The sequence below is a fragment of the Bacillus sp. PDNC022 genome (assembly GCF_016919285.1).
GTDB lineage: Bacteria > Bacillota > Bacilli > Bacillales > Bacillaceae > Bacillus > Bacillus safensis.
Window position 1 is genome coordinate 2,347,325 of sequence record NZ_CP070345.1, and the last position, 19,523, is coordinate 2,366,847.

Below are 19,523 nucleotides of genomic sequence, written 5' to 3' on the forward strand. Positions count from 1 at the left end.
TTGACACCAAAGTAAAGACATTTTTTCAAGGTCTTTTGATCGTTTATCAATCAGTCTTTTTGCGGTTTTTTCGTACGAAATAAATAATCATCACGACCACAAAAATAATTAGCACAGCGATACATGCAAAGTAAATCCAAGAATCACCAACGCCTTGCTTTTCACCTTTTTGAAGATCATTTGTTGTGCTGCTGACTGTTTGATGATTAGAGAACATGTCCTTGTTTTTGCTCTCGATTGCAACTGTTGCCGTTTCCGTATTTGTTTGCAGGAAATGAATCACTTCATGTGAAAGATCAGCGTCGGCTGCATTCATTCCTGAAAAGACGGTCATTGTTTGTTCTTTATTCCATACAGATGGCTGCGTCCATACAATACGAGCAGTCGTTTCGTTGATCATGCCAAAGGAGGATACATCATACTGATCCTTTTTCGCTGGAACGATGAGATCGTCTGCTTTTTCTTTTAAAAGAGAGAACGTATGGATGCCCCCGATGAAAATAAGAGAGTGATTTTTCAATTGATCATTTGTCACATTTGATGCTTTGATCAACTGATATTGAGCAGCTTCCGGCTGACTAAATGATTCTGTCAGCATCGCCATTTGATTGATCGTTTCTTGCTTGATTTGATGTGGCAAGATGATCAATGTTTTTCCTTGCTGCGTTTTTGATGTGAAAGGAAGCGGCCATGAAGCTAAATCTGGTGTATCACTAGTCGTCCCTTCTGGTATTTGAAGAGAGCTGTTCTTATCAATGTAAATCCAGCCTTCTTCATCCGTATGTCTGCAGGCTTCCATGTTTTTAAAGCCGGTAGTGACAAATTGTAGATCAATATATTCGTTCTTTTGAAGTACTTGTGAATCTACTGGAATTGACACATGATAGAATCCATTCCCATCTTTGTTTCCTAGTTTTGTTAACGGTACATCGTGTGGTTCGTTATTGATCATGACTGTTAAGCGTTCCGCTTTGTTCGCTGTATCAGATTTTTTAAATGATAGATTTAGTTTTGCACCTGATTTCTGATTAGCGATCAATGCCTTTGGATAATAGTAATGATCAGATGCCGTCTTTTTGGTTCCAACCGTAACATCATCACCACCAAAATCTTTTAAACGAATTTGATGTGATGGTTTTGATGCTTTAGCCGTAACCTTTTGAAGGAGTAAATCAGTCCCAGTGAGCTGATCGGTCAGTTCTGGTTGAGTCAAGACATTGATTTTTTCGGCAATTATTTTGGGCTGTTCAGCAGTGACAAATAAAATGGGCTGTTCTTTTTTCTTTCCTGTCAAGGTTCTCACCGCTAATGTGAGTTGATTGCTTGCTGTTTTCATCTTCGCAGCTTGCTCGATCGATTTCATTCGTCCATCCCAGTTTCCTTTTGCTCCTACAGCAATGGTTGGATGCGCGATTTGCTTGAGGTCCTTTTCTTGGACAAGTTTGAGGTCTGCCTCTCGGTCTTTGTTTTTCAACGTACGATATACTTTCATAGCCGCTTCTAATTCAGATGCTTCCGGTGAATTTGGAATCACAATATCTGTTTGTTCTTTCTGATCACCTGTTTGAATGAAAGGTGAAGGAAAGCTGTCTAACGTCACGTCTTTCGTTTGAGTCCCTTTGAAATCCAGCTCACTTTCAGGGTATACTTTCAGCCAATTGGCAGGTGTATCTTGGTTGATACACACACCTTCTTTTAACACGCCATAAAAAGCGAGCTGAATTTGATGAGATCCTTTTTTCAATTGCGCTTTGTTCAATTTGATTTGAATCGATTTCTTTTGGTTTTTCCCTGATACGGGAATGGTCTTTTCAATCTCTCCATCGATCATGACTGTGAACGAAGATGGCGAAATGAGTAATGGTGAAGCCTCTATATTCAATGTAAGGGTGCTAGACTCTACTTTTTCTTTTTCTATTTGATAGGAAAATTCAGTGCGGTCTTCTTGTCCATACAAGGTCACTACATCTTCTGATAAATGCTGCGTTTCTGTCTGGCTTCCTTTAGATGAGCGAATCCAGTCATCTTTCACCTGTACTCGATTTGATTGCGCCATTGCTTGACCTGCCATGAAAAAAGGCTGAATGGCAAGGGATATCACCAATATAAAAATCATCCATTTTACCGATTTCAATTTGTCACCCGCTTTTCTTTTGTTGTTGATCGTAACGCTCGGTTTTGTACCACTTCACTTCTTGTTTGAATAATCGGCTCTTTGCCTCTACACATAAGGAGTACACGACTAGCGCAATCCATACTTGAGAATAAGTGAAGTACATGAGTGCCACAATGAGTATATTTTGTTTGGTGAGCTCTGTTTTCTCAATGCTTAATGTAATCATCACTTCTGTTAGAAAGAGGAAGAAGGCCAATCCCCACAGGATCAGCGCAACACCTCCTACAGATAAGTGAAGGTCAACAAATAGGTTCACGATAAAGATGCCATTTGAGAGCAGGACACCGAAGAAAAATAAGAAATACGTAAAGAAGAAATAAAACAAATCAAAAATCATTCGTTTTCTTTTCAGCTTCATAAACTGCTTTAAAAATTTGAGCACAACATATTGATTGCCTCGAGCCCAGCGCGTTCTTTGACGCCACCAGACCTTCCACGTCTCAGGCTCTTGTTCCCATGTGATCGCAGCCGGGAAAAATCGAATGACATAGCCAAGGTTATAGACACGAATCGTTAATTCGGTATCCTCAGCCAATGCATGAACATCCCAGCCGCCAAGCTCTTCTAAAATGTGCCGGCGGATGGCGAAGTTGGTGCCTGGTATTGTTGCAATGCCAAACCACTTCCATCTTCCGCCTTGCGCCATCCATTGGAAGCAGATGGTCTCAATATTAATAAATTTGGTCAGCAGATTTTTGGCTGCATTGATGACCCTGAATTTCCCGACAACAGCGCCTGCCTTTGGGTCATTCAATAAACCAAGAACCAAATGATAGACGGCCTTTTGTTCAGGCATGTTATCTGCATCGTATACGCAGATGACTTCTCCTGTTGAAGCCTTTAAACCTTCATTCAGTGCAGTGGATTTTCCCTTTCCTGCAAATGGCGGCTTCGTTTCAATCATATGAACATGATCATATTGCTCACTGAAAGACTGCACGATGTCTCCTGTGCCATCGGAAGAATTGTCATTAATCACAATGATTTCAAGGAGATGTTTAGGATAGGATAGCTGGACCATCGCTTTTAGCGTTTGCCGGATGACAACTTCTTCATTATGAGCAGGAATCAGAATGCTGACGGTCGGCAGTTCCTTCCCTTGTTTCGTCCATTCAGGCAGCACTTTTTCGTAGGTCAGGTAGTGCTGAAAGCCGCCCTGCATGAGAAACATGTGGTAAAGGAGCATGATCCAAATCAGTATTAATGAAAGATAAAATAAGACATCAGCCACCTAATTTTCTCTCCTTAAAAATTCGTTTTTTCATTGTCAGTCTTAAATACAATGTGTAAAAAGCAAATGCCGCAATAAACAGCATCACCACGACTGTGAGAATTCGCAGCATATTTTCCATACCGCTTCGTTTGACTGTTGTGGTTTCCGCTCTATTGGATTGTTCTACTTGAATATGTCCATTCCCTGATGTTTTGATCTGTACATGTGATGTTTGGACTGTTTGTTTTGTTTTCTTTAAATCCAGCCATTCACTAGAAGGAATTGCATCCATCTGTGTGATCAGATTTTGCAGTCCAGTTATTCCCGATTCCACATCATAGGAAAGCCCAATTGCGGCTGATTGAAGATGCTGGATGGATTGAATTTTCTGTTCTGTTAAAACATTTGAACCTTCTTCGTCAGTTACTGTCACTACTGACTTCTGAGGGTATAAGGTCATGCCATGTAGCATGGCGGGTTTCGTCACGAGTGGCGGAGCACCGGCCGTTTTCCAAGTATGCTCCGACAGCTGTACCTGTCCAAACAGACTGGACACATGCCTTGATATCACTTCATAGCCTTGTTGAGATATAGCATCATGCGGCACCTCGAATGCCAGTGGATATAGACCTTGCTGCGCAAGAAGCTCAATGCCTTTTGTCAGTTTTTCTTCTGTGTAGATGATTTCTTGCTGCTTAATCGAATTCGTATAAGCATGGAAGTCTTTTTCATTCGAGAAATGGCTTGCACTTTGCTTCTTCTCGGCTTTTTTTGGATCATTTGACGTAATGGACTGATCATTCTTTGCATCCCAGAACTCAAAGTCCTGACCAGAATCCTCCGTTCGATACGTTCGGCTCAATCCATGAAGAATGATGCTGGCTCCATCGCTTTGCAATTGTTTTAACACTTTTACGAGCTTCGGGCGGTCACTCAGTGTCACTTCATCACCTGTTGTTCGATCCACCCAAACAGGGGTTACAGCTATTAGAAACGGAACATGCCGAGTCGATACGTATTGTCCAAGCTCAAGCAGCTTCTTCTCGTCAGTGACAGGACTGATGTTCCCAAGCTTTAAATATTTTGTGGTCAGCTGATCAGAAGAAGGCAGGTGTTTTTCTAGCACTTCTGCAAGAAGCTCGCTGTGCTGAACAACATCTAAGATTCCGATATAAGCCGCACCTTCTTTCGTTTGAACCACAAATGGAAGATCAGCTTCATGCTTCTTCAAGAGAAATTCACTTTGCAAGTCTGGCCCTTGAACCGTTAACGCACTGATCCTTTTCTCTAGCTGACGGTAAGCTTGATCATCTGTATATTTGATTTGACTCGTGTGATCTTGTTTGTGAAAAGTAAACTTGGAGAATGGGCGAAGCTGTTCCGCATTGTACCCAATGGCTATTACCTTCTGTGATTCGTTCATCGCACGAATTGTTTTTTTCGGTAAAGTTTTCTTCATTTCACCTAGATAAATGACTTGCTGAAATTCACTGATTCTCTTTTCAGCCAAACGTTCATCAGATACAATCGTCGGCTGTTTGGAAAAATGTCCGGAAAGTAGATCCAGCATATGCACAGCTGGAGTCGCTTCTCCCGATTCTGTCGAATAAACGATGAGGGTATTTGGCTTAGCAAGAGCGTCGGCTGGAGCCATGTATTGAAACGAAAGAATCAAAAAAAGAGCGATCATCAAACAACATTTCATTAAAGAATTAAAGTTCATTCATCATCATCTCTTTTTCTAGTTCTTCTAAAAATTGCTCTGGCGTACGATAATCCGAACTGCTTGTTAAATGACAGACATGAAATGTCAAGGTGACTTCACGGCCATTTAACAGCACATGCTTTTGCAATTTATCCTTTAGCTTCTCAAGGACGACAGAGACATTCTCTTCTGGTGTATGAGTAAGCAGCAGGCCTATTCGTTCTTCAGATAATCGAAATTTCTTATCGGTTTCTCTGACACTTTCACGGATCTTGATACTTAATTGCTGAAATAGGTGTTTCATTTCTTTTTCTCCATATAACGATTTGAATTCCGCTGCATAATGGATATGAAGAAGAATAAAAACAAATGGCTGTTTGTAGCGTTCTGCCCGTTTCATTTCCTCGGACAATTCCAGTTTCATCCGCTCTGCATTGTCAAACCCTGTTGTCGAGTCTATCGCCACAAATTGTTTCATAGCCTGCTTTTGTTGTTCAATGGTGTGACGCATCGTCTTGATCCGCTCATGCAAGCTTCCTGCTGAAATCGCAAAAAAGAGGAGGGCTACAGCCCAAATCACCACATCTTGCAATGTTTGATTGGAAAAGAAAGAGTTTGTCTGACCAAGCTCTGTAAAGAACATAGTGCTTCCTATAAAGAACAACATCAGCAAAGTAAAAATTAATGCTGGTAAGATGCCAAATAAAATCCCGCATCCTAACACGACAAAAGTCAGTGTGATCATCATAAAGCTCTCCGCATCCTGTACGCTTAGGTAGCCCATAAACAAAATAAGACCTGCAAACGTGAGGAGCAGAGAATAATACAAACGATACGTATTACTGAATAACCGATTCATTAAAAAGCTCCCTTTCTGCAATTAGAGGCAACAAGTTATCGAATGAGTGTGTGTCTTTTTCATTCATATACCCTCCATAATAATCCTTGAGAGGATCTTGAATTTGTAATTCTTTCATGCGGTCATACACATCTTTTGCGAATTCCGGTTCGTTTCGTTTAAGAGCATACAAGATGACCAGTGCATATACAGAAGGCGATTCATACGTCACTGCTGGCTGCAATGTACTCAGTTTATATCTACCGTACAATTTTCCTTCTTTTGCAAAAGTTGTTTTAAGCCATTTCATGATCGCGGACGTATTCACCTTTGCACGATCGGCATGTAGTGCCGTATAGAGTTGATCAATCATATTGATTTCTCGATCAAATGAATAGGCTTTTTTCTTTATGTCATAGGATTTAGGAAAGAATCCTTTTTTTCTCGGTGCTTGTTTTAGAATGGACAATTGATTACTCGTCATTTGTTTCGTGAATATTTTGAGGGATTCCAATTCTTTGATTGCTTTTGGGTCTATATATGAGAGTGTGATTGTGTGTGAAGTTCGATTTGTTGATGCATCATAATAATCGGACAAGATGCCTCTATACATATTTTTGTCTTTTAACGCTTGTGCGATTTCTTTTGCTGTGGTTTGATATGCTGAATTCTTCCATAAACGACCTGCTTTTTGTAGTGCCGCCACTACCCGTAAATCATCAACTAAGGCATTGGCCTTACTTTTTTGATCAGATTCGATTTGCCAGCTGAGAAGATGATCGTCTAGTAAAAATTGATCTTGCAGGACACCAAATTGTTGGTCAAAAGAGTTCTGATCTTTTTTTCGAACAAGATAATCCATCCAAAGTCCAAGTGATTCAGATAAGTAGATGTGCTGCTCTGCAAATGAGGTGCGAATCATGCCTTGATCTGTCATTAAGTCGTGAGTGATAAAATATTCTCCAGGCAATACAGGCTGTGGTGATACTGGATTAGCTGATTCCTTCTGCTGTTTCCAGGTACATCCGCCTAGTAGAATGACAATGAGTAAAACAATAGCCATGCGATGTATGGGTGTATCCATTCGTGTCCCCTTTCAACTCCCGTGCTCTTTGCATCCAACGATTTATTATAGAGTGTTTCTGTTTAAATTTAAATAAATATTTTATACCAAATTACGAGTCTTTTCGCATAGGTATTCCCATTTTCAGAAAAACAGTATGCCGATATGCTTGATTGCATTGGAAAACCCATGTGTTTCCACATGGGTTTTTACACTACTATTGATCTAATTTTAATTTCTTCAATTGCTCTGCCAGTGCGTTATTGATTGGTTCTTCCACTTTCTTTTGTTTCTTCATATACTTAGACACATCGTGCTTACTGGCTTTCTTTTGATTGGATTGTGATTTGCGTTTTTCGAAAACAGACAGTTTTTCTCTATGGCCGCACACACAAGCAAAGATTTTGCCATCGCCTTCTCCGCGCAGCTCGAGCTTTTTATGACAGTTCGGGCAGCGTGCGTTTGTTTTCTTCGCCACATTTTTACGGTGGCCGCATTCTCGGTCTTGGCACACAAGCATGGTGCCATGTTTTCCGTTCACTTTCAGCATAAGTTTTCCGCAGTCCGGACAATGGGTGCCAGTGACATTGTCATGCTTAAAGGTTTGGTTCGTCTGTTTGATTTCAGATACGGCTTGTTTTGCATAGGACTTCATTTCACTCATGAATTGAGCAGCCTTTAGCTGTCCTTTTGCGATTTTAGAAAGCTTTTGTTCCCATTCCGCTGTTAACGCTGGAGACTTTAAGTCCTCAGGCACTAAGGAGAGCAGCTGCTTCCCTTTTGATGTGATGAAAATGTCTTTGCCCTTTTTCTCGATTAAAAAGCTGTTGAACAGTTTTTCAATGATATCGGCTCTTGTAGCTACTGTCCCTAGTCCGCCTGTTTCACCAAGAGTTTTCACTAAATCCTTTTCCTGATCTTGCATGAATGCCGCTGGGTTCTCCATAGCAGATAGCAGCGTTGCTTCATTAAAACGAGCAGGAGGCTTCGTTTCTCCTTTTGTTTCTTTCAGCTGGCGTACTTCAAGTGATTGCCCTTCGGAGAGTACCGGCAGATGCTGATCTGCTTCGCCTGATTCCTCGCCGTCTTCATAGGATTCATCATACACGGCTTTCCAGCCGGCTGATTGCACGATTTTTCCTTTTGCTGTGAATGTTTCACTGCCTATTTTGGCGATCACCGTGGTTTCCTCGTATTCAAAAGGATTCATAAGTACAGCAAGGAATCGTTTGGCAATTAGATCATATAATTTACGCTCTTTATCACTTAATGCACCAGGATACAGCTCTTCCTCGGTTGGAATGATCGCATGGTGATCTGACACTTTTGCATCGTTGACGAACCCTTTGTGCGCTTTCACGCCTGATTGTAAAATGCGGTTCACATGCTGTGCGTACGGTCTGACGTTCATTCCTTTTAATCGATCTTTTAATGTAGGAACGATATCCGCTGAAATAAATCGTGAATCTGTACGCGGATATGTCACAAGCTTATGCTGCTCATACAACCGTTGAAGCGTAGATAATGTTTCTTTCGCCGAGAAGCCATAGCGTTTATGCGCATCACGCTGCAATTCAGTCAGGTCGTACAGCCCTGGAGCAAAAGCTTTTTTCGCTGTTTTTTTCAATGCATCGATCACTGCTGGTTTTCCTTTGCAGCCTGCTAAGCGCTCTTTTATGACATTCTCTTGGAATGTGCGGTTTTGCTTTGTTTTGGCATCCTGCCAGGTCAACGTAAGTCCATCTACTAGTGCAGTCAATCCATAGAATGGCTTCGGCTGGAATTGCTGAATGTCTTCTTCTCGTTTGGCGATCATGGCAATCGTTGGTGTCTGTACCCGTCCGCAGGAAAGCTGTGCATTGAATTTGGTCGTCAGCGCTCTTGTTGCGTTGATCCCTACAATCCAGTCTGCCTCTGCACGTGCAACTGCCGAGCGATACAGGTTATCATATTCTCTGCCGTCTTTTAATCGTTTGAAGCCTTCTTGAATGGCTTTATCTGTAACAGATGAGATCCATAGTCGTTTTAGCGGCTTTTTCACGTGCGCTTTTTCAAGAATCCATCTTGCGACAAGCTCTCCTTCACGTCCAGCATCTGTTGCGATGACAATGTCTTTTACATCTTTTCTTGCGAGCTGCGCTTTCACTGCTTGAAATTGTTTACCTGTCTTTTTCATGACGACAAGCTTGAGCGGCTCTGGAATGATCGGCAAATCTTCTAAACGCCAGGATTGAAATTCTTTTCCGTAGCCTTCTGGATCAGCCAGTGTGACCAAATGGCCAAGCGCCCACGTTACAATGTATTGATCTCCTTCTAAAAAACCATTTCCTTTTTTATGACACTTCAGCACACGCGCTAAGTCACGTCCTACTGAAGGTTTCTCTGCTAATACAACTGTTTTTGACACTAGATTTCACATCTCTTTCTTCTATCCATCCTTTTATTATAGCAGACGTGGAGATGTGGTTCTAATGACGGATTATTTCTTCAAGCGCTTAATGATTTCATTTGTGATTTCTTGTGTTTGATAAGCCCCGCCGATGTCTGCCGTTAAAAAGCCGTCAGCTGTGACTGACTCGATGATTTCGAGCAGGTGTGTGCCCAGTTCTTCCTCTCCGAAATGATCAAGCATGAGTTTAGCGGTCCAAATTTGACCGATTGGGTTAGCGATTCCTTTTCCTGCAATGTCTGGGGCTGATCCGTGTACAGGCTCAAACATGGATGGATATTTGCCATTTACATTGATGTTGGCGGCAGGCGCCACGCCAATACTTCCCATAATGGCAGCCCCAAGATCAGTTAAAATATCGCCAAATAAATTACTGGCAACAATCACATCGAATTTCTCTGGTCTTGTCACAAAGAAGGCCGAGAGCGCATCAATGTGCTGCGAGTCTGCTGTCACCTCTGGATAATCCTTTGCTACGTCTTGAAACACTTCATCCCAAAATGGCATTGTATGAACGATTCCATTTGATTTGGTTGCACTTGTCACATGCTTTCGTCTTTTTTCTGCTAATTGAAAGGCAAAACGCATGGCTCGCTCTGTCCCTTTTCTTGAGAAAACAGCATTTTGAATGGCAAGCTGATCTTCCCCTTGATAGATGCGGCCTCCGATTTCACTATATTCACCTTCACCGTTTTCTCTTACAACAAGAAGATCGAAATCCTTTGGCTGAGCAAGCGGGGAGCGAATGCCGATCAGCTGTTTTGCAGGTCTAACGTTAATCACCTGCTCAAATTCACGTCTAATTTTAATGAGCAATCCCCAAAGTGATACATGATCCGGCACTAAATTGGCATCTCCGACGGCCCCTAAGAAAATGCTGTCAAAGGCTTTTAGTTGTTCCAATCCATCCTTTGGCATCATTTCGCCATGCTCTAAATAATATTCACAGCTCCACGGAAAATCCTGAAAGGTGAAAGATAGACCGCCATGCACCTCTGATATCGCTTTCAAAACTCGAATGGCTTCAGGCACAACTTCCTTTCCAACTCCGTCTCCTGGTATCGCTGCAATTGAAACATGCTTCATTGATTTTTTCCCCCTTTGTTATCGGTCGACCGTCGACCGTATTTAATTTGAGTTTACTAAAGAGTGCCTGTTCTTACAATGGACAAAAGACGCTTTTTGATCAAAGCGCCTTTTTATCCTGCACCAGTATCGGGGACTTCTGTTTCTTTCTTCCCGCACCTTTTTTATCTGAAAGCAGCAAACCTCCTAAGGTCAGTGCCGTTCCAAGCGCAGACATGAAGGTCAATCTCTCGTGAAGAACGATCATTGAAATGACCATCGTAATAATGGGCACTCCATAAATATACACACTCGATTTCACCACACCGAGCGTTTTCACGGAAAAGCTCCATGTCAGAAAACAAATAGCAGATGCGAAAAGACCTAAAAACAGTAAGTGGAAGGCAAACGATGGATTCGTGAATCGCTCCCAGTCTAAACGAATCTTAAAATGCCAGATCAATGGAATCATCCATAACAGTCCGTAAAAGAAGACACGCCTAGTCACCTGAATGATATGGTACCCATATTGGTTGATGATCTTCGATAAGATGGAATAGAGTGCCCAGACGATGGCAGCCGTTAATGCTAAGGCATCACCAAGTGGATTCAGCTGAAACGTCGTCATTCCATTCATGCTAATCAGTACAATTCCCATCATCGCGATGAAAAAGCCTATGAAAAATCGGCTGTGCAGCGGCTCATCTTTTAATAAAAAATAAGACAATAGAAAAGAGAAGAATGGGACAACGGAGCTGATGACACCTGCATTCGAAGCGAACGTATAAGTAAGTGCGACATTTTCTAAAAAGTAATATAAGACCACACCGCATAAACCTGCCAGCGCAAACATCCCTTCATGCTTTTTACTTTGCACTTTCATGGTAACTGGATAGATGATCATTAGAGCCAAGTACCCTATAAAAAAACGAAAAAATAAAATCTCTGTTGGAGAAAAAGCCGTTAATAATATTTTGGTTGATATAAAGGTAGATCCCCATAAAAAAATGGTGAACATGGCTGCTAGATGACCAAGAAGCTGTTTATTTTTCATTTTGCTGTTACCTGCTTTGCAAAAATTTGCTGATACTGCCCTGGCGTAAGCCCAATAAATTCCGAAAAGAAATGAGTCAAATGACTTTGATCAGAAAATCCAGCGGCAGCAGCTACATCTATTGGCTTCATTCCTTGGGCAAGAAGTTCCTTCGCATAGTTCACCCTGATTGTCTGTAAATAACGATACGGCGTAATTCCTCTGAACTTTGTAAAAGCACGCAGCAATGAATATTTGTTCATGGACACAAGCTCACCTAAGTCATCTAACGATATATTTTCCGTGAGATGTGTCTCAATATATTGCTGTACGTCTTGGACTTTTTGTTCATTGGCATTGGCTGCTGATGCTTTTTCCTCTGGTGTATCAGAATAGGTTTCGATCAACTGCTTCATCAAAAAGTAAAAGGCTTCCTGTTTATTCAAAGCAGGAGCTTCTTCTGTGATCATTTGATGAAGATCATATAATTGCTTTGCTAGTTCACTTTGTGAAACCACAGGGGCTTTAAAATGCGGCTTGTGCTGAAAGACCTTCTCCAGCAACTCTGGTTCAATATTTAAGCTGCGATAATCTAGCGGCATGTGATCAAATTGTTCACATCCGTGGTTATCGTATGGATTGAAAAGAAGGATATCTCCTTTTTCAATGATGTATTCTTGATTTTGGCAGAACATACGTCTTTGACCGCCTTCAATAAATCCAATCACATAGTATGTATGAAAATGTTTTGGGAACTTTTTGATGATGGCATGAAAGCGATACGCCTCTATTTGCAAGTCCTGGTCAAAATGGACTGTTCGTTCCTCTAGTATTCTCATGTCGATCCCCTCTTTTCACTGAGCTGATCATTAGTGTAGCACACCCTTTTTCTCTTGGATTGTACGATATTGACTTTTCGATGCAGGCTTGCCTAGAGGGAAAAACTTGGATAACATGAGACAAAAGATGATGTATAAAAGAGGGAATGATGGGATGAATTCATTCGAGATGGAAAAACCAACACCGTATCACATGCAATTTTATGAACAGCTGAAGCAAATGATATTTGATGGCCAGTTTCAGCCAGGAGAGCGCATCAATGAAACACTGCTTGCCAAGCAATTTGGTGTAAGCCGATCACCGGTCAGAGAGGCGATGAGGCTGTTAGAAAAAGACGAGCTTTTAATCGCGGATCATCGATCAGGCTATTCCGTCTATACGTTGACCGAAAAAGATGTCGAGGAGCTTTATCAAATTCGGGTGGCCTTAGAAACACTTGCTGTTGAGCTTGCCTGTAAGGAAACCACGCAAAGAGAAATCGATGAAATTGAGCAGGTTCTCATGCAGGCGGACGAAGCGATCAAGCAGCAGCTGCCATCTAAAGAGATTGTCCAGTTACATGAAGCCTTTCACCAAAAAATCATTTTGGCGAGTCACAATGACCGCTTATCCAAACAATTGAATCACGTGAATGCACTCATTCACTATTGCCGCATCTTCCATTTTAGCGGCGGAGCTCGTGCTGAAACGATTCAAAGAGAGCATGCAGCCATCTATTCTGAAATAAAAGAACGCCGCTCCACAGAAGCCGTTCAAGCAATGACAGAGCATTTATTACATGATGTCATGCACTTAAAGCAAGTACTCTGTAAAACAAACAAAGAGTAAAGGACTTTTCCCATTTTTTAAGCATTCCATGAACATATTTTGAATTTTTCGTAGATTTCAGCATGTCCAGACGATCTTTCGTTTATATTAGAAGATGAGAAACTAGCTTTTATACAGGAGGATTTGTATATGCATACAAGTATTAGCCGTCTTCGACAGGCGGGTTTTATTGAGGGTATGTCTCTTTTAACCCTTCTTTTAATTGCCATGCCTCTAAAATATTTTGCGGATATTCCGATGGCAGTCACGATTGTAGGCTCTCTTCATGGCGCATTGTTTGTCATCTATATGCTCATTTTGGCATATGTGACTTTTAAAGTTCGCTGGCATTTGAAATGGTCCATCGCTGGTTTTTTTGCGGCTTTCATTCCTTTCGGTAATTTCGCCTACGATAAGGTACTCCGCCAATATGATACAAAAGCTTAATCAAAAAGGGCTAAAACGACATTCGTTTTAGCCCTTAGTCTTCACGCTGAAGCGTCCTGATAAAGGAACGCTTTTTTATATTGATGCATATTTCACAATGGCTGCTTGACGCGTCATATCGTGATACGCCACCCATAATTCATCACCAGGCAAGACGCTAGTGATTGGATCGATTGGCTGTTTCACTTCATACATCATGCCATTTCTCTCAACCTGAATGATCGCTAACGGCAGATTGCCGATGACGCCAGCAAATTCGATATTGGTCACTTTTGCGCTTCCTTGTTTCTCTTGCATAAGACCCATTTCTCTATCCAGCTCTTCTTTCTTTGTCTGGATCGTAATTTGAGTGCCAGCTGCGACCTGCATATGGTCAGGGATGAACTGGCTGACCGTTTTTGTGATGGATTCATCTCCGTTTGAAACCGTCACATCAAGCTGAATGGGCTTTTGCTCATGGATGGCAATTGGATATTGTTTCACACGCTGGATCGTTCCTGTTAACGTCACATCTTTCCCCGATCGATTCCGCACTTCATGGCCATAGGCTGCCATTTTGAGCTGGCCGTTGATGTCGACGAGATCGGCTTTTTCTCCTGTTCTAAATTCAAAACCAGCGGCTTGAATCATCGGAATGATATACGTTTTCTGATCTAATTCAAATGTGAGTGATAAGACGGTGCCTCGTCCTACGGTTCCATATGATTCTATTTTTCTCAAAACAGCGCCTTTGATGAACTTTGGCTGACTTGGCTGCGAGAAGTCACCTTCTTTTAAGAGCATTGCCTTTTTCTTCTTCGGATCATAGTGAATGACAATACGCTGGCCTGGCTGTGGTATCTGGGTGTAGGATACTACCGTTTTAACCGTCTTTTCTATACGCTGCCCTTCATATTCAAATTGAAGCCGCATGCTGACAACTGGCTGTTCGTTGATGTAGGTGCCCGTTTCTTTAACAGACACAATATTGGCTTCTAATGTGACACTGTCCTTTATTTTGTTTCTTCTCACCAGTCTCAAAATCGGCGGCAGGAAGATCGCTAGTACAAATAATAACAGCGGGATCAAGATCCATATCGCCCAGTTAAGAATGAGCGGTCCGCCCTTCATTACATATTGCGTAAAGGTATCAACAGACGTTTGGTGGGCTGGACTGGCGTTTTCAATTGAGATGACCTTCTGCAAAGGAAATTCCTTTAGCTCTTTGCTTTTCGTCTCAAATGCACCCGTTAATTGATTGTCAAATGAATAATAGAGCCAATTGCTCTTCACATTTTTATTGAAAGAGAGCCCTTCTTTTTGTAAAGATTCATATGAAAACGACTGCAAAAGCTTGCTGGCTGACGTCGCCTTATTCGTACGATGGTTATAAATATAACCTGTCAGTTTGCCTTTTGCTTCGTCCTTTGCTGTAGAGCCTGCCAGAAGAACTTCTTCTTCATTAAGCTGGTAAATAAAGGTTTGATAAATCGGTTTTGGTGTTGGAACGACTTCCCCAAGCCTTCCTTCTGCATTCACTTTTCTTGCTCTTTTTGGATAGTTAGATTCGACAGCGACTGCAAAGTTTTGTGATGACCCGATTTTTTTCTCCAGCTGCTGCTCCACCTTATCTTCAATGAGGCTAAACGGTTCAGCGTTTTTGGAGACATAAACCCCCAGCTGATGCTTCTCGTTTGAGATTCCGCTGACATACGCCTTCTGGTCATTTTTCAAAGCCAATTCAAACATAGGAATTGGCGTCTGCCCTCTAAAGGAATTCATGACGACATCGATAGAAACGGGTCTTGCTGGCAGCTTTAGCTCGTTCAGATTGTGCACATGAAACTGCCCATTCTTCAGCTCACCGATGACCGCAGCGGCACCGTCCATTTCTCCTGTAAATACGAGCCGTCCATTCCATTGGTATGTATTCGTTTTTAAAAATGAGGGAATCTGCAGGTTATTTTGAACGAGCTCTTTCTTTTTTCCGCTTGGTGTTAGTTTCTCGATCAACAGCTGCCCGTCTTTATTTTTTAAAGCCAGTAAGAGATTGTTTCCTTGAATGGATGGCAGCATTTCATTAAACGAATCACTTTCTGTGGTCCATTCACTGATTCTTTTTCCTGATTGAGGATCATACATTGCAAAATGGAGCTGCTGGTCTTTTGATACAGCACTCACCACTCGTTTTCCTTCATCAAATGTAAACATTCCTTTGACGTCATACTCTGTTACTTTCCCATCTGACAAATCATCTTGGTAATGATTCCACACCAAAACACTGAGAATGATCGCTGGAATAAAGAAGACAATATATCTGAGGAAGATGACTGGTATTCTTTTCACTTGATCGCTTCCTTTCATGAGGTTCCTGTAACTTATACGTCAGTACAGCGAAAATGTTTCATGCTAGAAGAATACCATCAAAGCCTCTAAAATCCATATTTTACAAACTTTGTTGTTTACGATAAAATCCAATCAGATTCAAAAAAGGAGTTATCTCATTGGATAAGCTATCATCAATCATTCTAGCAGCTTGGCTGCGTGTCCCTCGCTGGTTCAAGCAATGGGTACTCGTATCCATTTCCATTTTCTTTTTTTATATGTGTTTTGTAAAGGGGCTGACTAGCTGGCACACCTTGCCGCCTGTCACTTTGCTCTCATGTGTGATTGGTTCCTTCATCATTTGGCTGATGTGGCTTAAGGGACAAAAAAATAAGTGAAAAGAGGACAATGATGAAAAAATCGATTCTATATTTTGCGATCTCTTTTGTGCTGCAATTCGTTTGGTTTGGTCTTGTGCACCCAAATAGAGGCGTGACACTGCTGGACATGTTCATGTTTTCTATTTTGTTTGCGGTCATGTTCTTTTTTATTGAGCGAATTTGGCGGTATCAGAAGAAAGGACAAAGTAAATGATCATGAAGCTCGCTTTGTTCACTCTGATGATCTGTGCATTTATCGGCCTGCTGTTAGTATCGAACCCTTTTGGAGCGGACGCTATGCGTTTGGTTGCGACCTTTGTTTTCCCTTTTCTTGGGCTCGTTGGTCTCGGGGTCCTATTGTTTAACCCAATGAAAAAGGCTGCCAAATAGATGGCAGCCTGTTCCTTACTCTTTTCATGCAAATAAATAATCAATGTTTAATCTCCGTTACGGAGTGTATGAATTAAGATTCGATCATATCAGTGTGTCATATGTGTTCCGAGTGAACCTACGTTTGAAAGTAAACGCCATGGAAGTTCTGGATAACAAGACAACGAAAGCCCTACCTCTCATTCGTCCTTACGGCTCCGAAGCCGCGCCAGTGTGAATTGTAAATCAAAACGTCTTTTTTCCATTCTTCCGCTTATATAGGGGGGCGGGTGCAGAAGGAAAAGAATAAGTTTGTTCGCTTTGACAGCGTCTCGTTCTTATCAAGTAGAAGCTCTATTGCTTCTCATTATGTCATAGAAAAAAGAAAGTTTACTTTCTTTATTTATTTGCTTATTTCAACACTTAATATCAAACTATAACACATTCCCCCTTCTTACGCAAGTGTTAAAGTGATAATTCTGCTGGTGTACGGCTTCCTTCATTCATATAACGGATGGAGGTTGGGTTAATCTTCAGAATCACTAAATTCGGATCATCTTTTCCTTTAAACCATTTCTCCATCTCATCAGACCAAAGACGGTCGATCAGTTCCCGATCGTCGGTTAATGCTGCGGTGCCTGCAATTTCTGCATAAGTATCACCGAATCCTTCGCCTGAATATCCAATGAGAATATGAACATTCGGATTTTTTTCAATTTCTTCTGCTTTATGTGTTTCTTTACTCGTTGGTGTATATAACGTCAGCCCTTCATGGAAAAAAGTCATGTAGCGGGTATGCGGCTGATTTTGTTCAACAGTCGCCAATGTTCCGACCTTTTGTTCATCTAATAGGTTTAATACCTTTTGTTTTAATTCTTCTTGAGACATATCGTTTCACTCCTTCAAAATTTCATCCGTATTCGTAGGTTTCCACGACAGCCCATTCATTAAACAAAGAAATGTGTTTTTCATAAAAAGAGACCTTCTAGCTGATGCTATAGAAAACAGGTTCAATGAAGGGAGAAATTGAACATGCATCATGAAACGATGTTTCATTTAAGTTCACTTGTCATTGCAGCAGTTGTTGTAGGCATTATCGTATGGTCTGTCATATCTGTGCAGAAGAATCGCAAGAAATACTAAAAACACCGCCCAATCAAAGCTGGGCGGTGCCGCGGTAGATCATGTATTCATAAAGGAACCGCCATTGACGTGAAGTGTCTGTCCTGTCATATAAGACGATTCGTCAGAAGCCAGCAGCACAAAGCAGCCGACATGCTCTACAGGCTGTCCTGGTCTTCCCATTGGGGTTTCTGCCCCGAAGCTTTCCACACTGTCTTCATCAAATGTAGATGGAATGAGCGGCGTCCAAATTGGACCTGGCGCTACACCGTTCACTCGAATCCCATCTTTCACAAGCGATTGTGCCATAGAACGTGTAAAGCCGTTGATGGCTCCTTTTGTCGCCGTATAATCAATCAGCACTGGGTTACCCCGGTATGGATTAATTGATGTTGTATTAATGATGGAGCTTCCCGGTTTTAAATAATCCAATGCCTTTTTCGTAAAATAGAAATAGGAATAGAAGTTGGTTCTAAAGGTTTGGTGAAGCTGTTCACTAGAAATATCCTGAATCCGTTCTTTCGGGTGCTGTTCAGCCGCATTATTCACTAAAATGTCTAATTGACCAAAGGCTTCAACTGTTTTTTCTACTGCTTTCTCACAAAAGGCTTCGTCACCGACATCTCCTGCAATCGTTAAACATTTGACGCCTTCCTGTTCTACGCGCTTTTGCGTATCCTTTGCATCCTCATGTTCATTTAAATATACAATGGCGACATTTGCACCTTCCTTTGCATAGGCAACAGATACTGCCCGTCCAATTCCACTATCTCCACCTGTAATCAGTGCCACTTTTCCTTTTAGCTTGCCAGAACCTTGATATGATTCATCCTCAAAGATCGGCGCTGGATTCATTTCCCTTTCACTGCCTGGCTGCTGATCCTGCGTTTGGCGCGGAATGCCATTTGTTAAATATTCACGTAAATCCATGTGTAAGCTCCTCCTTGATTTGTTGATGTATCCTTTCATTACCACCTCATTTTTCTACTCAAACATCATGAAGCTGTACCGATGTGTTCCCGAAAATCAGCATGTTTGAAGAGGAGAAAAAACGGTTACATGATCATCAAAAAGGAGCGTTCTCACATGCTGTCTACTATTTCGAAAACTTTTAGCAGACCAAAAGGCTGGCTCGGAAGCATCGCTGGATTCATTATGGCAAATGAAAATAAAGCATTGAATCAGTGGGCCATCCGCCACTTAAATTTGACAGATGGTGAAAACATTTTGGAAATTGGCTATGGACCCGGCTACAGTATTAAACATATGCTCAAGCATTATCAAGACCTTCACATTGATGGGCTGGATGCTTCTTCTACCATGCAGGAGCAAGCACAGTCCCGCGTCAGCAAACGAGCAAAAGACAAACAGGTTAGGCTGTATGTCGGAAAAATCGAGAAAACACGTCTTCCCGGAGAGCAGTATGACAAAGTGCTGTCTGTTAATAATTTTACAATTTGGGATGATCCAAAAACGGGATTACTCAATCTTTATCACACCTTGAAACCAGGCGGGACCCTCGTTATTGTGATGCAGCCAAGAGAAAAAGGAGCTGACGCCAAGCGGACAAAAGAGATGGGTGAAAACATATTAAATGACATACAGTTTGCAGGGTTTGACCAATTTTCTATTGAGTATGAAGAAATTCGCCCTACCCTTGCTGTCTGTGTCACAGCAAAAAAGCCGAGAAGCGAATAAGCTCTCGGCCTTTT

General features: G+C 41.7%; 18 protein-coding genes. 6 read left to right on the top strand and 12 right to left on the bottom strand.

The genetic code is table 11. The annotated features are described in order from the left end of the window. Positions 1 to 46: 46 nt before the first annotated feature. The 9 genes from JVX94_RS12215 to JVX94_RS12255 form a co-directional block, all read right to left on the bottom strand. Positions 47 to 2,134, bottom strand: coding sequence for a cellulose biosynthesis cyclic di-GMP-binding regulatory protein BcsB (locus JVX94_RS12215; protein ID WP_205183279.1), 2,088 nt, complete (start codon positions 2,132 to 2,134; stop codon positions 47 to 49). 4 nt (positions 2,135 to 2,138) lie between these two features. Then, positions 2,139 to 3,362, bottom strand: a complete 1,224-nt coding sequence (locus JVX94_RS12220) for a glycosyltransferase family 2 protein (RefSeq protein WP_411810480.1) — start codon at positions 3,360 to 3,362, stop codon at positions 2,139 to 2,141. 37 nt (positions 3,363 to 3,399) lie between these two features. Continuing rightward, on the bottom strand, positions 3,400 to 5,112 hold the full coding sequence (locus tag JVX94_RS12225) for a DUF2334 domain-containing protein (protein WP_205183281.1): 1,713 nt from the start codon (positions 5,110 to 5,112) through the stop codon (positions 3,400 to 3,402). Beyond that, entirely contained in the window at positions 5,102 to 5,953 is an 852-nt protein-coding gene (locus JVX94_RS12230) for a GGDEF domain-containing protein (protein ID WP_095407781.1), read from the bottom strand. Before JVX94_RS12230 ends, JVX94_RS12225 begins: the two co-directional genes overlap by 11 nt. Then, complete coding sequence (locus JVX94_RS12235; protein ID WP_203129299.1) at positions 5,934 to 7,016, bottom strand: glycosyl hydrolase family 8; 1,083 nt, start codon at positions 7,014 to 7,016, stop codon at positions 5,934 to 5,936. Before JVX94_RS12235 ends, JVX94_RS12230 begins: the two co-directional genes overlap by 20 nt. Before the next feature lie 196 nt (positions 7,017 to 7,212). After that, positions 7,213 to 9,402, bottom strand: a complete 2,190-nt coding sequence (locus JVX94_RS12240) for a DNA topoisomerase III (protein WP_144472992.1) — start codon at positions 9,400 to 9,402, stop codon at positions 7,213 to 7,215. Between the two features lie 72 nt (positions 9,403 to 9,474). Next, the gene (locus JVX94_RS12245; protein WP_205183282.1) at positions 9,475 to 10,530 is read right to left on the bottom strand and encodes a tartrate dehydrogenase; all 1,056 of its coding nucleotides are present in this window, start codon (positions 10,528 to 10,530) and stop codon (positions 9,475 to 9,477) included. Positions 10,531 to 10,630: 100 nt separating this feature from the next. Further along, on the bottom strand, positions 10,631 to 11,563 hold the full coding sequence (locus tag JVX94_RS12250) for a DMT family transporter (protein WP_205183284.1): 933 nt from the start codon (positions 11,561 to 11,563) through the stop codon (positions 10,631 to 10,633). Continuing rightward, positions 11,560 to 12,381 carry an AraC family ligand binding domain-containing protein gene (locus tag JVX94_RS12255; protein WP_095407776.1) on the bottom strand — a complete coding sequence of 274 codons (822 nt, stop codon included), beginning with the start codon at positions 12,379 to 12,381 and terminating at the stop codon, positions 11,560 to 11,562. Before JVX94_RS12255 ends, JVX94_RS12250 begins: the two co-directional genes overlap by 4 nt. 154 nt (positions 12,382 to 12,535) lie before the next feature. On the opposite strand from JVX94_RS12255, the gene JVX94_RS12260 reads away from it, so the two are divergent. Together JVX94_RS12260 and JVX94_RS12265 are read left to right on the top strand one after the other, a co-directional pair. Continuing rightward, a complete protein-coding gene (locus tag JVX94_RS12260) occupies positions 12,536 to 13,210 on the top strand; it encodes a GntR family transcriptional regulator (protein WP_205183285.1) in 675 nt (224 codons plus the stop codon). 129 nt (positions 13,211 to 13,339) lie between these two features. Continuing rightward, positions 13,340 to 13,636: a DUF3817 domain-containing protein gene (locus tag JVX94_RS12265; protein ID WP_008347156.1), complete on the top strand. Its 297-nt coding sequence runs from the start codon at positions 13,340 to 13,342 to the stop codon at positions 13,634 to 13,636. A 75-nt stretch (positions 13,637 to 13,711) separates the two neighbouring features. On the opposite strand, the gene JVX94_RS12270 is transcribed toward JVX94_RS12265, so the two are convergent. After that, positions 13,712 to 15,961, bottom strand: coding sequence for a hypothetical protein (locus JVX94_RS12270; protein WP_223250937.1), 2,250 nt, complete (start codon positions 15,959 to 15,961; stop codon positions 13,712 to 13,714). A 158-nt stretch (positions 15,962 to 16,119) separates the two neighbouring features. Between JVX94_RS12270 and JVX94_RS12275 the strand changes: the two genes are divergently transcribed. The 3 genes from JVX94_RS12275 to JVX94_RS12285 are packed head-to-tail and all read left to right on the top strand — an operon-like array spanning position 16,120 to position 16,710. Then, positions 16,120 to 16,338 (top strand): hypothetical protein, encoded by a 219-nt coding sequence (locus JVX94_RS12275; RefSeq protein WP_034283837.1) that lies wholly within the window; start codon positions 16,120 to 16,122, stop codon positions 16,336 to 16,338. Between the two features lie 13 nt (positions 16,339 to 16,351). After that, complete coding sequence (locus tag JVX94_RS12280; protein WP_024425563.1) at positions 16,352 to 16,534, top strand: hypothetical protein; 183 nt, start codon at positions 16,352 to 16,354, stop codon at positions 16,532 to 16,534. After that, positions 16,531 to 16,710, top strand: a complete 180-nt coding sequence (locus JVX94_RS12285) for a hypothetical protein (protein WP_144473002.1) — start codon at positions 16,531 to 16,533, stop codon at positions 16,708 to 16,710. The genes JVX94_RS12280 and JVX94_RS12285 overlap by 4 nt, the downstream gene beginning before the upstream one ends. Positions 16,711 to 17,154: 444 nt before the next feature. Here the strand turns inward: JVX94_RS12285 and JVX94_RS12290 are convergent, their stop codons facing one another. Beyond that, positions 17,155 to 17,577 (bottom strand): pyridoxamine 5'-phosphate oxidase family protein, encoded by a 423-nt coding sequence (locus JVX94_RS12290; protein ID WP_111289758.1) that lies wholly within the window; start codon positions 17,575 to 17,577, stop codon positions 17,155 to 17,157. Positions 17,578 to 17,871: 294 nt separating this feature from the next. Continuing rightward, positions 17,872 to 18,741, bottom strand: coding sequence for an SDR family oxidoreductase (locus tag JVX94_RS12295; RefSeq protein ID WP_111289756.1), 870 nt, complete (start codon positions 18,739 to 18,741; stop codon positions 17,872 to 17,874). Positions 18,742 to 18,870: 129 nt separating this feature from the next. On the opposite strand from JVX94_RS12295, the gene JVX94_RS12300 reads away from it, so the two are divergent. After that, positions 18,871 to 19,509, top strand: a complete 639-nt coding sequence (locus JVX94_RS12300) for a class I SAM-dependent methyltransferase (RefSeq protein WP_240193759.1) — start codon at positions 18,871 to 18,873, stop codon at positions 19,507 to 19,509. The last annotated feature ends 14 nt before the right edge of the window (positions 19,510 to 19,523 follow it).

Bases quoted from the DNA above. Each gene is read 5' to 3' on its own strand.
- JVX94_RS12265 (WP_008347156.1), top strand. From the start codon at position 13,340: ATGCATACAAGTATTAGCCGTCTTCGACAGGCGGGTTTTATTGAGGGT.
- JVX94_RS12255 (WP_095407776.1), bottom strand. From the start codon at position 12,381: ATGAGAATACTAGAGGAACGAACAGTCCATTTTGACCAGGACTTGCAA.
- JVX94_RS12230 (WP_095407781.1), bottom strand. From the start codon at position 5,953: ATGAATCGGTTATTCAGTAATACGTATCGTTTGTATTATTCTCTGCTC.
- JVX94_RS12235 (WP_203129299.1), bottom strand. From the start codon at position 7,016: ATGGATACACCCATACATCGCATGGCTATTGTTTTACTCATTGTCATT.
- JVX94_RS12260 (WP_205183285.1), top strand. From the start codon at position 12,536: ATGAATTCATTCGAGATGGAAAAACCAACACCGTATCACATGCAATTT.
- JVX94_RS12280 (WP_024425563.1), top strand. From the start codon at position 16,352: ATGAAAAAATCGATTCTATATTTTGCGATCTCTTTTGTGCTGCAATTC.
- JVX94_RS12245 (WP_205183282.1), bottom strand. From the start codon at position 10,530: ATGAAGCATGTTTCAATTGCAGCGATACCAGGAGACGGAGTTGGAAAG.
- JVX94_RS12250 (WP_205183284.1), bottom strand. From the start codon at position 11,563: ATGAAAAATAAACAGCTTCTTGGTCATCTAGCAGCCATGTTCACCATT.
- JVX94_RS12220 (WP_411810480.1), bottom strand. From the start codon at position 3,362: ATGCTCCTTTACCACATGTTTCTCATGCAGGGCGGCTTTCAGCACTAC.
- JVX94_RS12295 (WP_111289756.1), bottom strand. From the start codon at position 18,741: ATGGATTTACGTGAATATTTAACAAATGGCATTCCGCGCCAAACGCAG.
- JVX94_RS12225 (WP_205183281.1), bottom strand. From the start codon at position 5,112: ATGAACTTTAATTCTTTAATGAAATGTTGTTTGATGATCGCTCTTTTT.
- JVX94_RS12285 (WP_144473002.1), top strand. From the start codon at position 16,531: ATGATCATGAAGCTCGCTTTGTTCACTCTGATGATCTGTGCATTTATC.
- JVX94_RS12300 (WP_240193759.1), top strand. From the start codon at position 18,871: ATGATCATCAAAAAGGAGCGTTCTCACATGCTGTCTACTATTTCGAAA.
- JVX94_RS12290 (WP_111289758.1), bottom strand. From the start codon at position 17,577: ATGTCTCAAGAAGAATTAAAACAAAAGGTATTAAACCTATTAGATGAA.